Source organism: Paractinoplanes aksuensis (genome assembly GCF_024137025.1).
Lineage (GTDB): Bacteria > Actinomycetota > Actinomycetes > Mycobacteriales > Micromonosporaceae > Actinoplanes > Actinoplanes aksuensis.
This window is the reverse complement of sequence record NZ_JAMYJR010000013.1, coordinates 370,040-382,628: the sequence shown is the minus strand read 5'-3', so window position 1 is coordinate 382,628 and position 12,589 is coordinate 370,040. Positions and strand designations below refer to the sequence as shown.

12 protein-coding genes are annotated in these 12,589 nt (G+C 68.3%); 7 read left to right on the top strand and 5 right to left on the bottom strand.

Going from position 1 to position 12,589, the window contains the following annotated elements; all coding sequences use genetic code 11:
• Window positions 1–13: 13 nt before the first annotated feature.
• Window positions 14–1,075: a serine/threonine protein kinase gene (locus M1L60_RS14475; RefSeq protein ID WP_253237919.1), complete on the bottom strand. Its 1,062-nt coding sequence runs from the start codon at window positions 1,073–1,075 to the stop codon at window positions 14–16.
• 80 nt (window positions 1,076–1,155) lie between these two features.
• Window positions 1,156–2,985, bottom strand: a complete 1,830-nt coding sequence (locus M1L60_RS14470) for an N-6 DNA methylase (protein ID WP_253237918.1) — start codon at window positions 2,983–2,985, stop codon at window positions 1,156–1,158.
• 125 nt (window positions 2,986–3,110) lie between these two features.
• On the opposite strand from M1L60_RS14470, the gene M1L60_RS14465 reads away from it, so the two are divergent.
• From M1L60_RS14465 to M1L60_RS14435, 7 genes are all read left to right on the top strand, one after another.
• Entirely contained in the window at window positions 3,111–3,683 is a 573-nt protein-coding gene (locus M1L60_RS14465; RefSeq protein WP_253237917.1) for a DUF4352 domain-containing protein, read from the top strand.
• 157 nt (window positions 3,684–3,840) lie between these two features.
• Window positions 3,841–4,248 (top strand): hypothetical protein, encoded by a 408-nt coding sequence (locus M1L60_RS14460; RefSeq protein WP_253237916.1) that lies wholly within the window; start codon window positions 3,841–3,843, stop codon window positions 4,246–4,248.
• A 134-nt stretch (window positions 4,249–4,382) separates the two neighbouring features.
• Window positions 4,383–6,188 (top strand): hypothetical protein, encoded by a 1,806-nt coding sequence (locus tag M1L60_RS14455; RefSeq protein WP_253237915.1) that lies wholly within the window; start codon window positions 4,383–4,385, stop codon window positions 6,186–6,188.
• A gap of 10 nt (window positions 6,189–6,198) precedes the next feature.
• Window positions 6,199–6,792: a helix-turn-helix domain-containing protein gene (locus M1L60_RS14450; RefSeq protein ID WP_253237914.1), complete on the top strand. Its 594-nt coding sequence runs from the start codon at window positions 6,199–6,201 to the stop codon at window positions 6,790–6,792.
• On the top strand, window positions 6,789–9,899 hold the full coding sequence (locus tag M1L60_RS14445; protein ID WP_253237913.1) for an ATP-binding protein: 3,111 nt from the start codon (window positions 6,789–6,791) through the stop codon (window positions 9,897–9,899). The genes M1L60_RS14450 and M1L60_RS14445 overlap by 4 nt, the downstream gene beginning before the upstream one ends.
• 9 nt (window positions 9,900–9,908) lie before the next feature.
• Entirely contained in the window at window positions 9,909–10,778 is an 870-nt protein-coding gene (locus M1L60_RS14440) for a patatin-like phospholipase family protein (RefSeq protein WP_253237912.1), read from the top strand.
• Window positions 10,768–11,346 carry a hypothetical protein gene (locus M1L60_RS14435; RefSeq protein ID WP_253237911.1) on the top strand — a complete coding sequence of 193 codons (579 nt, stop codon included), beginning with the start codon at window positions 10,768–10,770 and terminating at the stop codon, window positions 11,344–11,346. The genes M1L60_RS14440 and M1L60_RS14435 overlap by 11 nt, the downstream gene beginning before the upstream one ends.
• Here the strand turns inward: M1L60_RS14435 and M1L60_RS14430 are convergent.
• The 3 genes from M1L60_RS14430 to M1L60_RS14420 all read right to left on the bottom strand — a co-directional run bounded on the left by M1L60_RS14430 (window position 11,343) and on the right by M1L60_RS14420 (window position 12,570).
• Window positions 11,343–11,870, bottom strand: a complete 528-nt coding sequence (locus M1L60_RS14430; RefSeq protein ID WP_253237910.1) for a nuclease-related domain-containing protein — start codon at window positions 11,868–11,870, stop codon at window positions 11,343–11,345. The two genes, M1L60_RS14435 and M1L60_RS14430, sit on opposite strands and share 4 nt — an antisense overlap.
• Window positions 11,871–12,001: 131 nt before the next feature.
• Complete coding sequence (locus M1L60_RS14425; protein WP_253237909.1) at window positions 12,002–12,364, bottom strand: hypothetical protein; 363 nt, start codon at window positions 12,362–12,364, stop codon at window positions 12,002–12,004.
• An 8-nt stretch (window positions 12,365–12,372) separates the two neighbouring features.
• Window positions 12,373–12,570, bottom strand: a complete 198-nt coding sequence (locus M1L60_RS14420; RefSeq protein ID WP_253237908.1) for a hypothetical protein — start codon at window positions 12,568–12,570, stop codon at window positions 12,373–12,375.
• Window positions 12,571–12,589 lie beyond the last annotated feature (19 nt).

The following is a 12,589-nucleotide window of genomic DNA, read 5'->3' as shown; positions in this document are numbered from 1 at the left end:
GTGTGAACCCTTCTCACCATGTCGACCGGCGGGCGTACTGCCGGCGAAGTTTCTCGATCAGCCAGGTCACGTCGACCTCCACCGGAGTGCTTGGCGGCTCCTCGGGAGGGGTGACGGCAGGCCCGACCACGGCCGGTGGCGGCTGCGTCTCTTCGATCGGGTCCTCGGTCTCCCGTACGGGATCGGTCAGCTCTTCCGGAATTTCCAGCTGCGACCGATGAAACGTAGCCAGGGCGACCTCGGCCCGGATCGTGGCCACGGGACGACCGTCGGCGGTGGCGATTTGCAGCAGCCGCTCCCTGACATCGCTGAGAAGCGGCCTCGACTGGACGTCGTCGGCCAACATGGCTTTGGCCAGCGAAGAAATCTCAGGCGGAACACCGGTCAGGTCCGGCATGACGTCGGGGTTACCTACCTGGTATAGCAGCATCCCCTGGGACGGGGAATAGAGCGTGTGACCGGTGAGGGCGTACACAAGCGTGGCGCCCAAGGCATAGACGTCGACGGCCCTGGTCAAGTCCTTCTCACCGCGGGCCTGTTCCGGCGCCATATAAGCCGGGGTTCCCACGACCATGCCGGTCTGAGTGTGCCCGTCGCCGTCCTCCCGTTCGGTCAGAGTCGCCAGCCCGAAGTCGATAAGGACTGGTCCTTGCTGCCCGAGGATGAGGTTCTGCGGCTTGAGATCACGGTGCAGCAGGCCGGCCTGGTGGACCTTGTCCAGACCTTCGGCCAGCATGGCACCGATCATCGCCGTCGAGGCGAGCGGCAAGGTCCCGTGCTGCTCGACGTACTGCTTCAGGGTCAGCCCGTCGACGTACTCAACAGCGAGCCACGGCGGTTCCGCGTACGGATCAGCGTCTTCAAGACGCGCCACACGCGAGCCGAACACCGTCTTGAGACTCTCGACCTCCGAGGCGAAGCGCTGCTTCATGGAAATGTCGTCCAGCAGGTGCCCGTGGATCCTCTTGACGGCAACCTGGTCGGCGGTCGGCGACACGCCTAGGAACACGTCCCCCATGCCGCCCGATCCCAGCTTGCGAACCAGGGTGTATTCGCCGGCCATCTCCATTGCCATGCGGCCCGGCCCCTCCTCGTCCCCTTGTTCCGCCCGATCCCGGCGACGTACCCGTCGTCCGATTATCGGGAGCCATATTTCTATCTGATGGAACTTTCATCAATGCATTCACCCAGGCCCAGCAGGCCACCGGCCAGACCGTCAACGGCCTTTCGGGTGAAATCATTGCTGAGTTCGGCGGCTTTACGTACCGCATCGTCGAATTGATGCATCTGGCGGAAGATCTCTCCATGCTGTCGCTGTTCGGCGAGCGGGATGCGCGGCACCTGGGCGCGACGCAGATCGAAGCGATTGCTTCCGGACCCTCGGCTGGCCTGCCGTTCGTTGGCTGACGTGCGGAGATAGCCGGCCAGAAACCACGGGTCGAGCAGCTGAGGGTCGCACCGCAACAGCTGAACGCCACGGCCCAGCAGGAACCCGTTCTCAACGACGACCCGGGCCGTCAATGCGTCAGCCAGTACGGGAACCGCAATATCCCCTGGTTGCACGGTAATTTCGGGCGAGAGTGCGGTGTCAGCAGAGCCCGTCGGCGGGCGCCCGACCAGAATGTCGGGCGCCGTCCAGACTCGTTGCGTTGATGGATCGCCTGGGGTCGGCCGGACCGGACCCAGCAGTTGCACCGAGCCCGCCCTGAGCAGATCCCCGACCGACACGGTTGGGAGCGGCGTGGAGCCCCCCTCAACGTCTGTCATCGCAGACGGAACCAGCTGCTGAAGCGACTCGACAACGGCTCGAAGCTGGTTATGGCTCTCCAGCACGTCGGCGAATGTAGCTCCGGTCGTGACAGCGGCTGGCGCTCGCCGACCAGGCGATAAGTCGACTTCCTCGTCCAGAAGGTCGACCACAGGAACGCTATAGCCGACCTCATCAAGAATTGCGTCTATTTCCAGCGCGGACGCATCGATCAGCCGCACTTCAGGCGCCGGATCACTCACGCGCGAGAGCACCCATAAGTGCAGGCCGACCGCATGGGGCGCAGCAGCACCAGGAGGCAACGCGATGATCGACTGGACAGCACCGCGTCGCAGCAACTCGGCGCGAATACGGCGACCAGCACGCCTGCTCGCCGCAGACGGGGGCATCAGCAGCACCGCCCGTCCGCCCGGCCCGAGGTGGGCCAATGCGTGTTGCACCCAGGCGAGCTCGGGCTCGGTGCGCGGGGGCACGCCGAATTCCCAGCGGCGGTCGTAGCCGAGGTCCTCGTGGCCCCAGTTCGTGAGGCCAAAGGGCAAATTGCCAACTACCGCGTCCACGGTGAGATCGGGGAAGGCGTCGTGGCGCAGCGAATCGCCCGTACGGATCTCGCCATCGAGGTTGTTGGCAGTGAGCCACAGCGAAGCCAGCCGGGTGGCCGCGCCGTCCACGTCCTGCCCGTAGAGAGTTGTGGCTCCGGAGCGCACCGCCGCACGCAACAGGCGGCCGGTTCCACAGGCCGGGTCCAAGACCGTTCCATTGCGTACGGCGGCCAGGCTCACCATCAGGTCGGCGAGCGCATCCGGGGTGGTCACGGCGCGCTGGCCAGGTAGGTCGGCGAACCGGGTCCACAGCGCCTCCAGTGCCGCGCTCGGCTCGTTGGGGGCCAGCGCATCCAGTAGGGCTCGGAGGTCCTCGTACGGCAGCTGTTTGCGCCCCAGCAGGTGGTCGCCGGCCACGGCGAGGGCCTCGGCGGGGTCGCCGGCGGCGGCCAGGAGGCTGCGCCAGAGGCGGTCCTCGTCGGCTACGGCGGGGAGTTTGCCCTGGTCGGCCAGCCAGCGCTCGATGTCGTCGAGGTCGAACTGGGGGCTGGCGGCGGTGCCGCCGACCGGGGGCGGGAACGTGTCGTACCGCTTGCGCCAGTTGCTGACGGCGGCGCGGCCCACGCCGGCCAGGCGGGCGATGTCGGCCGCGGTGACTCTCGCTCTCTGCTGCACGTGTCGCAGTGTACACATCCGCTTCGTCAGAAGCTTGTTGACATAGTTGTCAGACGCTGCTTCCATTAACTGCGTCGCAGCGGACAAGCGCTGTGTACACAACCTCTTCGTTCGTTGGAGATCCCATGACTCACACCCCTAAGCACCGCGCCTGGCACTGGATTGCCGGTGGCGCCGCCGTTTTCATGCTGCTGGCCTGCGGTGGTGTCAGCGCGGGCGATGACACCACCGAGGCGGCCGACGAGCCCGCTGCGGCGGCGCCGGCGGCCAAGAAGACCGAGGCCAAGAAGAAGGACTCGATGCCGGGGCTGAACCAGCCGGCCAAGGACGGCGACTTCCAGTTCACGGTGACGGGAGTCAAGTGCGGCGTGGCCAAGGTGGGCTCGGCCTATCTCAACGAGAAGGCCCAGGGGCAGTTCTGCCTGGTCAGCGTGCAGATCAAGAACATCGGCAAGGAGGCACAGACGATGGTCGACTCCGTGCAGAAGGCCTTCGACGCCAAGGGCACCGAGTACTCGGTGGACTCGGGGGCCGCGATCTACGCCAACGAGGACCAGCAGGTCTTTTTCGAAGAGATCAACCCGGGCAACACGGCCAAGGGCAAGCTCGTCTTCGACATCCCCAAGGGCACCAAGCTGACCACCCTCGAGCTGCACGACTCGCTCTTCTCCGGCGGCGTCAAGGTGGCCCTCAAGTGAACCGGGGGCGGCAACCGAACTCGCTGGGTCACGCGCGGACAGGGTTCAAGCTTGGACCCTTCAACATCAAACTTCAGGTCGACTTCGAGTACGAGAAACCGGCGCCCGCCCCGGGCAGCGGGAAGAAGCCAGGTGGCACGACGAGGGGGCAGGCGACATGAGCGGAGAGACGAACCAGTTGGAGCGGCACGAGCCGGGGCTTCGGGTGTTCGCTGAGTGGACGCGGTCGAGTGAGGGGCCGCAGCGGCTCGTGATCGAGGCGCCGGTGGTGAACGATGCGGCGCTTCGGCGGTCGGCGCGGCACCTGGCGGACATGTCGGCCGAGCACTTCGGGCTGCCGGCCGTGGGGGCGCGGCAGGTCATGGTGCGGCGGTACACCGAGGACCAGTTGGCCTCGCTGCCGGACGGCGGCGTCGCCTATCACCGGGGGCTGCTCGACATCCGGGACGATCTCGGTGCGCGGGGTATCGAGAACACCGACCAAGTGCTGGCCTCGGCCATGCGCGTACCGGTGGAAACGCTTCGGGCCTGCCTTCGGGTCGCCGAGCAGCAGCTGGGGCGCTGACTTCCCACGGACGGTGCCACGGCCGGTGCAACGAAGCGGCGGCGCGGCGCTTTTTGAGCGGCGGTAGGAAAGCGGTAGATCGAGTCTGAAAGATGGTTGGCCGTACCGCCGCGAACGGTACGGGTGGGAGAGCGATGGACATCCGCGTCGACGAGGTGCCGCCGCGGGATCTGGGGATCCACAGTGCCATTCCGGGGGATGAAGGGGACGACGACCTGCCGGTTTATGTGCCGCGGGACTACGACTTCCGGTTGCGTAATGCGCTCGGGGTGAACGGGGTCGACCGGGGCGCCTTTGTGGTCATGGTGGGTGGGTCGTCGACCGGGAAGACGCGGTCGCTGTACGAGGCGGTCTACGAACTGGTGCCGAGGTGGGCCCTGGTGCAGCCGGCCGATGCGGCGGAGTTGCTCTTTCTCAAGGGTGCTCCGCCGCGCCGCAGCGTCGTGTGGCTCGACGAGTTGCAGCGCTATCTGGGGGCCGAGGAAGCCCACTGCATCCGGTTGCTGCGCCGGGCCGGGAATTGGGTGGTGGGCACGCTCTGGCCCGATCAGTACGCGTCGTGGACCGCGGGGCGCGACGACGTGCATCGCCTGGTCAAAACCGCGACTGTCGTCTCCGTGCCGGATGAATTGAGCCCGCTGGAGGAACAGGCGGCGGAGCTCGTCGCCGAACGGGACAGCCGGGTCCGGCAGGCGTTGCGAACACGCGACATCGGGCTGACGCAGGCCCTCGCCGGCGGTCCCGCGCTCGTGTTGTGCTGGGAGCAACCCGTCAATCCGTACGTCAAAGCCATCATCACCGCCGCGGCCGACGCCCACCGGCTGGGGGTGCAGTCGCCGTTGACGGAGTCGTTGCTGGTCGAGGCGATGGCCGGCTACCTGCACGGGCGTCAGCGGGTGCGTTCGCCCGGCGAGTGGCTGCCCGCGGCCCTCCCCCACGCCACCCGGCCCCAGTTCGGTGAGGTGTCCGCGTTGACCCCGGCCGACGGGGGCCGTCCGGGGCGTCTCGCGGGTTACACGGTGGCCGACTACCTGGCCCAGCATCTGCGCGGGATCCGCCGGGTCGAGCCCGTGCCCCACGAGGCCTGGCAGGCGCTGGTCACGCATCTCCAGCGACCGCCCGACCTGTGGCACATCGCCGACAGCGCCCTGGCCCGGCTTCGTTGCCGCTATGCCGAGGCGGCGCTGCGCCGGCTGGCCGACGAGTTCCGCGATTCGGTGGCCGCGTCGCGGCTGGCCGGTCTGCTCGTGCGGCAGGACAGGTTCGCCGACGCGGTCGACGTGCTCGACGCGGATTGGGGTGACGAGCAGATCCAAGACCAATTGGCCCGTACGCGCGAACTGCGCCAGCGGGTGGAGGCGATCCGCCCGCGGGCCCTGAGCGGCGACCCGGCGGCCCGGGAAAGGCTGGCCGACATCCTGCTCGACGGCGGCGAGTGCGACGACCTGCGGCAGCGCGCCCGGCGGCGGGACCGGCCGGCCGCCGAGCGCCTGGTCGACCTGCTCGTCGCGCGGGGCTGCGTACGGGAAATTCGCAAACGAGCGGAGCTGGGCGACTTCTACGCGGCCGAGGCGCTGTGCGATCTGTATGTCGCCTGGGGCGAGAAAGACCTGCTCGAAGCGCGGGCCCAAGCCGGTGATCAGGCCGCGCAGCTCCGAGTGTCCAAGGTTCATCAGCACCGGGAGAGCGCCGACGCCGAACTGGCCGAACTGCGGGCTGCGGTCGACGACGGCAATCCGGAGGCTGGGCCGCAATTGTGCGCGCTGCTTTTCGAATTGCGCGACGAGACCCGGCTCAAGGCCGAGCTGAACGCCGGCACCGCGGGGGCGGCCGACCGGCTCATCGCGCTCTACATGGCCCTCGACCGTTTCGATCCGGGGCGCCTCGCCCGGCTGCACGGCTACGGCTTCCACGCCGACGGCCGGACCGTCCACCCTTGAAAGGACTCCCATGCACGACCTGAGCTCGGCTGACTACGCCGTCCTGATTCTGCTGAAGAACGAGGGCCGCGAAATTTCGAACACCGAATTGAATCGGGTGTACGGGTTCCCGCTGGTCGGTGCGGCCTGCATGCGCCTCAACGGCACCGGCCTCATCGTTTCGGACACCAGCCGCCGCCCCTACCGGCACAGCCTCACGAAAAGCGGCGCCAAACTGCTCGACGAGCCGTTGTCCATCGACGACGACATCGTCGCGCCGAAAACCAAGCGGTCGCTGGGCGAGAAGATCCTGTGGGCCGCCCTGCTGAGCTATCACAATGTGCGTTCACCAGCAGCGCCGGCCTCGCTCGAAGAGAGAATTCGTTCCGCGTACGACGATCTGGCCGCGAAGCCGGGGGCCTGGATCACCCTGACCCAGTTGCGGCCGCTGCTGGCCGGCGTCTCCCGCGCCGAACAGGATCGCGCCCTGACCCGACTGCTCGACTCGGACGACGTACGCCTGGAACCGGAACCGCACCGGCACCGCCTGGGGGATGACGACCGCGCCGCCGCGGTGCGGATCGGCGGCGAGGAACGGCACAAGCTGGCGATCGGCGTGCGATGACCGAGGAGGAACGGGCCGCCCTGGCCGCGCTGCGCTTCAGCTGGGCGCAGGCCGCCGACGACGTGTGGCGGCCCTCGCCGTTCCACGTCGACGGGCTGCACCCGGCGGTGGTCCGCGACGTGCTCGACAGCCTGGCCGAGGCCGGGTTCAGCCCCGACGCGAACCCGATCGGGCTGGTGCTGGAGGGTCGGCACGGCTCGGGCAAGACACACCTGCTGGGCTGGGTGCGCGAGCAGGTTCAGCAGCAGGGCGGGTACTTCTTCCTGATCGGTCTGCTCGACGGGCGGACGTTCTGGGACGGCGTGCTGATCTTCCTGCTGAGCGGGCTGACCCGGACCGTGCCGGGCAGCGAGAGCCAGCTACGGCTGCTGCTGCGCCGGTTGTCGTCCAAGATCGGGGCGCCGCGGCCGGCCCGGCGCGCGGTCATGGGCGACAAGGAGCTGACGCGCGAGGCGCTCGACGCCTTTGCCGAAGGGCTCAGCGCGTACGACAGTTTTGTCGCCCACGAATGCCGGGACACCCTGCGCGCGCTGGCCCTGCGGGCCTCGGACGACGAGGACCAGCAGGACGTGGCGGACAGCTACTTCGACGGCGAGCCGATCACGGACGCGCTCCGGGCGTGGGGAATCCGCCGCCGGCACAAGCCACAGGACGTCGTACGGGAAATCTCGTGGCTCTTGGCTCTGACCGGGCCCTCGGTGATCGCCTTCGACCAGATCGACACGGCCATCGCTCAGATGGCGGTGCGCGAGGATCTGGCGCTCGAGGCGCAGAAGGCGGAGCCGCTGATCAACATCGCGGCCGGCCTCAGCGACCTGCGGGAGGTGACCCGGCGGACGGTGACGGTGGTCGCCACCCTGACCTCGACGTGGGAGCAGATCGAGGACAAGGCCACGGCGTCGTTCCCCGACCGGTTCCGGCGCTGCCCGTCGCTGCAGGGCATCCGGACGGTGGAGATCGCGCGGCTGATCCTCGAGAAGCGGTTCGCCTCGCGGTACGCCGACATCGGGTTCACCCCGCCCTATCCGACCTGGCCGGTGCGGCCCGGGGCGCTGATCGAGGCGATCAACTACACGCCGCGGCGGCTGCTCGTGGTGATCGACCGGCATGTGCGGGCCTGTCTCATCGCGGGTGAGGTGCGCGAGCTGGTCCGGCTCGAGGACGCGTCGGTCGAGACACGGGAGGTGGCGCCGTCGATCACGGCGCCGGTGGTGCCGGACGAGGCGCTGGCCCGCATCGAGGCCCGGTACGAGCAACTCAAGCGGGATGCCGATGTGACGTCGCCGTTGGAGCACGACACCGAGGACTCCGCGTTTCCGGAGCTGTTGTCGGCCGGGTTGCACGCGTGGATCGTCGAGCGCGGGGATCGGGGGGCGGCGTTCAGCGTGGATCCGCCGCCGAGTTCCCGGCCGGATCTGCATGCGCGGCTGCGGCGGGAACTGGATGAGCGTACGGAGGAGGAGCGCGAGAATTCGCCCGACCAGACGCGGACCGAGGATCAGATGCACTGGTCGTTCCGGGCCATCAGCGACACCCATCACGGGAACGCGGTGCTGAGCCGGATGCGGCGGGCACGGACCGCGGCGGGCCTGAGTCCGGGGGTGGACAAGCGGAAGCTCTTCCTCATTCGGAACGCGGGGTATTCGTCGTCGGCGCGGACCCAGGAGATTCTGGGCGAGGTGCGGCGCGACGGCGGGATGACGCTGTCCATCGAGGACGAGGACCTGCGGATTCTGACGGCGCTGCGGGATCTGCGGGAGGAGAATCCGAACGAGTTGCACGCGTGGCTCGTCAAATACCGGCCGACCGAGCAGCTTTCGCTGTTCAAGGAGGCGCTGGCCGAAGCCGTGGAGGGCGAGCAGGTCACGCCGAGGCGGGAAGATGGAGCCGGGTTCACGGCGGGAATGTCGGGCGACCAGAATTCCGTACCTCTGAGTCTGGAAGCTCTTCGCAAGCATGCGGCGATCTTTGCCGCGTCGGGTTCGGGCAAGACCGTGCTGATTCGGCGGCTGATCGAGGAATGTGCGCTGCTCGGGGTGTCGGCGATCGTGCTGGATCCGAACAACGACTTGGCCCGGCTGGGTGACGAATGGCCTTACCCACCGGATAAATGGGCGGTCTCGGACCTCGAACGGGCGCGGGATTACCATGCCGGCACCGAGGTCGTCGTGTGGACGCCGCGGCGGGAAGCGGGACGGCCGTTGAGTTTCCAGCCGTTGCCCGACTTCGCGGCCGTGCTCGACGACCCGGACGAATTCGGCGAGGCGGTCGATTCCGCGGTGGCCGCTCTGGCGCCGCGGGCGAATCTGATCGGGCGGACCATGCGGGCTCAGGCCGGGGCTGCGGTATTGCGGAAAGCGGTCGAACACTACGGTCGCCGAGGCGGTGGAAGTATGCGCGGGCTGATCGACGTGCTCGCGGATTTCCCCGACGGAGTCAGCCAATTGCGCGACGCTGGAAAGCTCGCGTCCGACGTGGCTCAGGCCTTGACCGCGGCCATGGACAACGACCCGCTGTTCGGGGGAACGGGCGCACCGGCCGATCCCGGAACGCTGCTGACCCCCTCCCCCGGCCGGAACGCCCGGATCTCGGTGATCAGCATGATGGGCCTGCGCTCGAACAAGGCCCGGCAGAGTTTCGTCAACCAATTGCAGATGAGCCTGTTCGCCTGGATCAAGAAGAATCCGGCCCGTGAAAGGCCGTTGCTAGGCCTGCTGGTGATGGACGAAGCGCAGGATTTCGCTCCGTCCGGTGCGATGACCGCCTGCACGCAGAGCACGCTGGCGCTGGCCTCCCAGGCCCGCAAATACGGGCTCGGCCTGCTCTTCGCCACCCAGGCCCCGAAGAACCTGCACAACCGCATCCCCGGCAACGCGGCCACCCATTTCTTCGGCCGGCTGACCGTTCCGGCCCAGGTCGAGGCGGCCCGCGAAATGGCCAAGGCGAAGGGCGGCGACGTGCCCGACGTGGGCGCCCTCACATCGGGCGAGTTCTATATCGCGCTCGAGGGATCGGCGCCCGAGAAGATCCGTACGCCGATGTGTCTTTCCTATCATCCGAGCTCCCCGCTCACCGACGAGGAGGTTCTGGCCCGGGCCCTCCGTTAGCATCGGGGCATGTCACGGCGGGTGGCGCTGGCCCTGGGCTCCGGTGGCGCGCGGGGTTTCGCGCACATCGGCGCCATCGAGGTGCTCGAAGAACGAGGCTTCGAGATCAGCGCGGTCGCCGGCTCCTCGATGGGCGCCCTGGTCGGCGGCGTCATGGCCGCGGGCCGCCTCAAAGACTTCCGCGACTGGGCCGTATCGCTCAAACAACGCGACGTCCTGCGCCTGCTCGATCCCAAATGGGCCGCCGCCGGCGCGATCGGCGCCACCCGCCTCATCACCCACCTGAACGAATTCCTGACCGACATAGAAATCGAGAACCTGCCGATTCCGTACACGGCAGTGGCCACCGACATCGAGGCGCGCCGCGAAGTCTGGTTCCAAAAAGGCTTATTACGTACGGCGGTCCGGGCGTCCATCGCGATCCCCGGCGTCATCACGCCCGTGGTCGTCGACGGCCGCCTGCTCGCCGACGGCGGCCTGCTCAACCCGGTCCCGATCGAGCCCACCGCGGCCTCCGGGGCCGACCTGACGATCGCCGTCTCCCTGCAGGCCCCGCGGGCGACGCAAGAGCCGGCCAGCCCCGTCCGCGCCACCGCGACCCCGCAGTGGGTCGAGGACATCCGCCAGCGCTTCCACACCAAGAAGGCACCTCCGGCCCTCCCCGACGGCCTGGGCATCGGCACTGTCCTGGGCCTGTCGCTGGACGCGATGCAAGACCTGATCGCCCGCTATCGCATGGCCGGCCTCCCACCCGACATCCACATCGCCGTCCCGGTCAGCGCCAGCAGCGTCATGGACTTCAGTCGCGCCGCCGAACTGGTCGCCCTGGGCCGCGAGCTGACCACCAAGGCCCTGGACGACGCCGGCTATGGGCACTGACATCGCCGGCGGGGTGGAGATCCGCCCGCACGGCCCGGCCTCACCCTGGCTCCTGGCCGACGTCGACCTGGACGACCTGCCGCGCCACTACGACGCCTTCGGCCTGCTGTTCGGCGTGCGCAACTACGCCGGCTTCGACCCCGTCGCCCCCGGCCGCGGCCTGCCCGGCGACGCCAGTCCCGAACTGCGCAAACTCCAGCTCACGGACGACGAGCACGACCACACCTGGGTGACCTGGACCGAACTGTCCCGCATCGACTGGGACGCACCGGCGCCCCGGGTCGACGACCGGATCCACAAGTACGAAGGCACGCGCTTCGTCGGCAAGTCCGGCTTCGGAGCCGACTGGCAGGCCGTGGCCGGCGAGTCGGCCGACCCCCGGGGCAGCAGCTACCCGGAGGGCACCGAGTGGCGCTCCGGCGACCGGATCTGGCGGGTGGAACGCCTCACCCAGTCCGACGTGCTGCGGACCGACCCGCAACTGGCCACCCTGTTCGACACCATGCGCAACCTGGCCAACCAGCACGGCCCCGACAACGTACGACTCGTCGTCTGGTTCGACAGCTAACGCCCACGACGGCGCTGGTGGAACTGGTGATCGCGTTCGATGAGGGCGACGATCGCTTCGCACGACTGCGGGTCCAGCGGGATCGCATAGCGTCCGATCGCTTCCAGCAGATGAGCGGAACGAGTGCCGACGACATCCGCCGACTGGTTCTCGAGCCGGCCCAGCTGCGCCTGCTCATGCATGATCATCACAGCGGTCCGGACCGGAACCGGGTGCCCGTTGCGAGCCAGCCAAGCCGCAAGATCAGCCGCTACCTCGGTGACCTGGCGTTCCCAGGTCCGGCCACCGGCGTCGACCGCCCAGCCCGTGTCGACCACATTGCCCCGCGCGTCGAGCTTCTCGTACCACCATTTCTCGCCCATGACGTGCAGTCGGATGCGACGCCGTTTCACCTCCACGGCCCAGATGCCGGCCGGTCCGACCAGAACGTGGTCGGTCTCGCCGCGCCGGTTGTGGTAACCGCGCAACATCACCCACGAGTCGTCCAAACCCAGGAGGCCGTGGACCAGGGCTTCCTCGCCCATCTGGCCGGCCGACTGCTGTCGAGCCCGCCCATCGATCGCTTGCCGGGCCGAGTCGGCCGCCTCCCATCGCTCAACGTGATTGATGCGTTACACATCGACACGCGTGCGCGAGAGCCCTGGTTCAGGGTCGGCTATTCGCCCAGCCATGAAAGGGATGGGGCGGGTTGCTCTTCCACGGCGCCGTCGCGGATCTGCCATGTGAAGGCGTGGCCGCGTTCGTCAGTGATCAGGAACAGACCGCGAGGGCGGTCGTTGTCCTCGTCGACCGGCGGCAGAGCGGCCAGCTCGTCCACTTGTGCGCGTAGCCAGGGCAACTCGCCCTCGCGGATGTCGCCGCCGTAGAAGAGGTACAGCGTCCAGTTGAAAGGCTTGGCCGGAAAGGCCCAGCCGCCGGAGTAGTGCCCGTCCTGGTGCCGCTGGATGATGTCCTCGGCACTGCTCCGCTGGGCGAAGTCGATCTCGACCCAGCCGCGAGCCGACGCGTACATTCCCATGCCGATGGCTACCGGGGCGCCTTGGCTACCCAGTAGAGCTGCTTGTGGCCTCTCGCCTCCAGCGTCGCCGCGACTTCGTCGGCCGCCGCGCGGGAGTCTTTGCGCACGACCTCGAACCGGTTGCCGTTGTCGTCCTGCCGCCACACGATCCACCGATCCGGTCGGCCATCATCGACAGGACCGGGCGCGAGGGAATCAGACGACATGACTCCATGATGCGCTGCG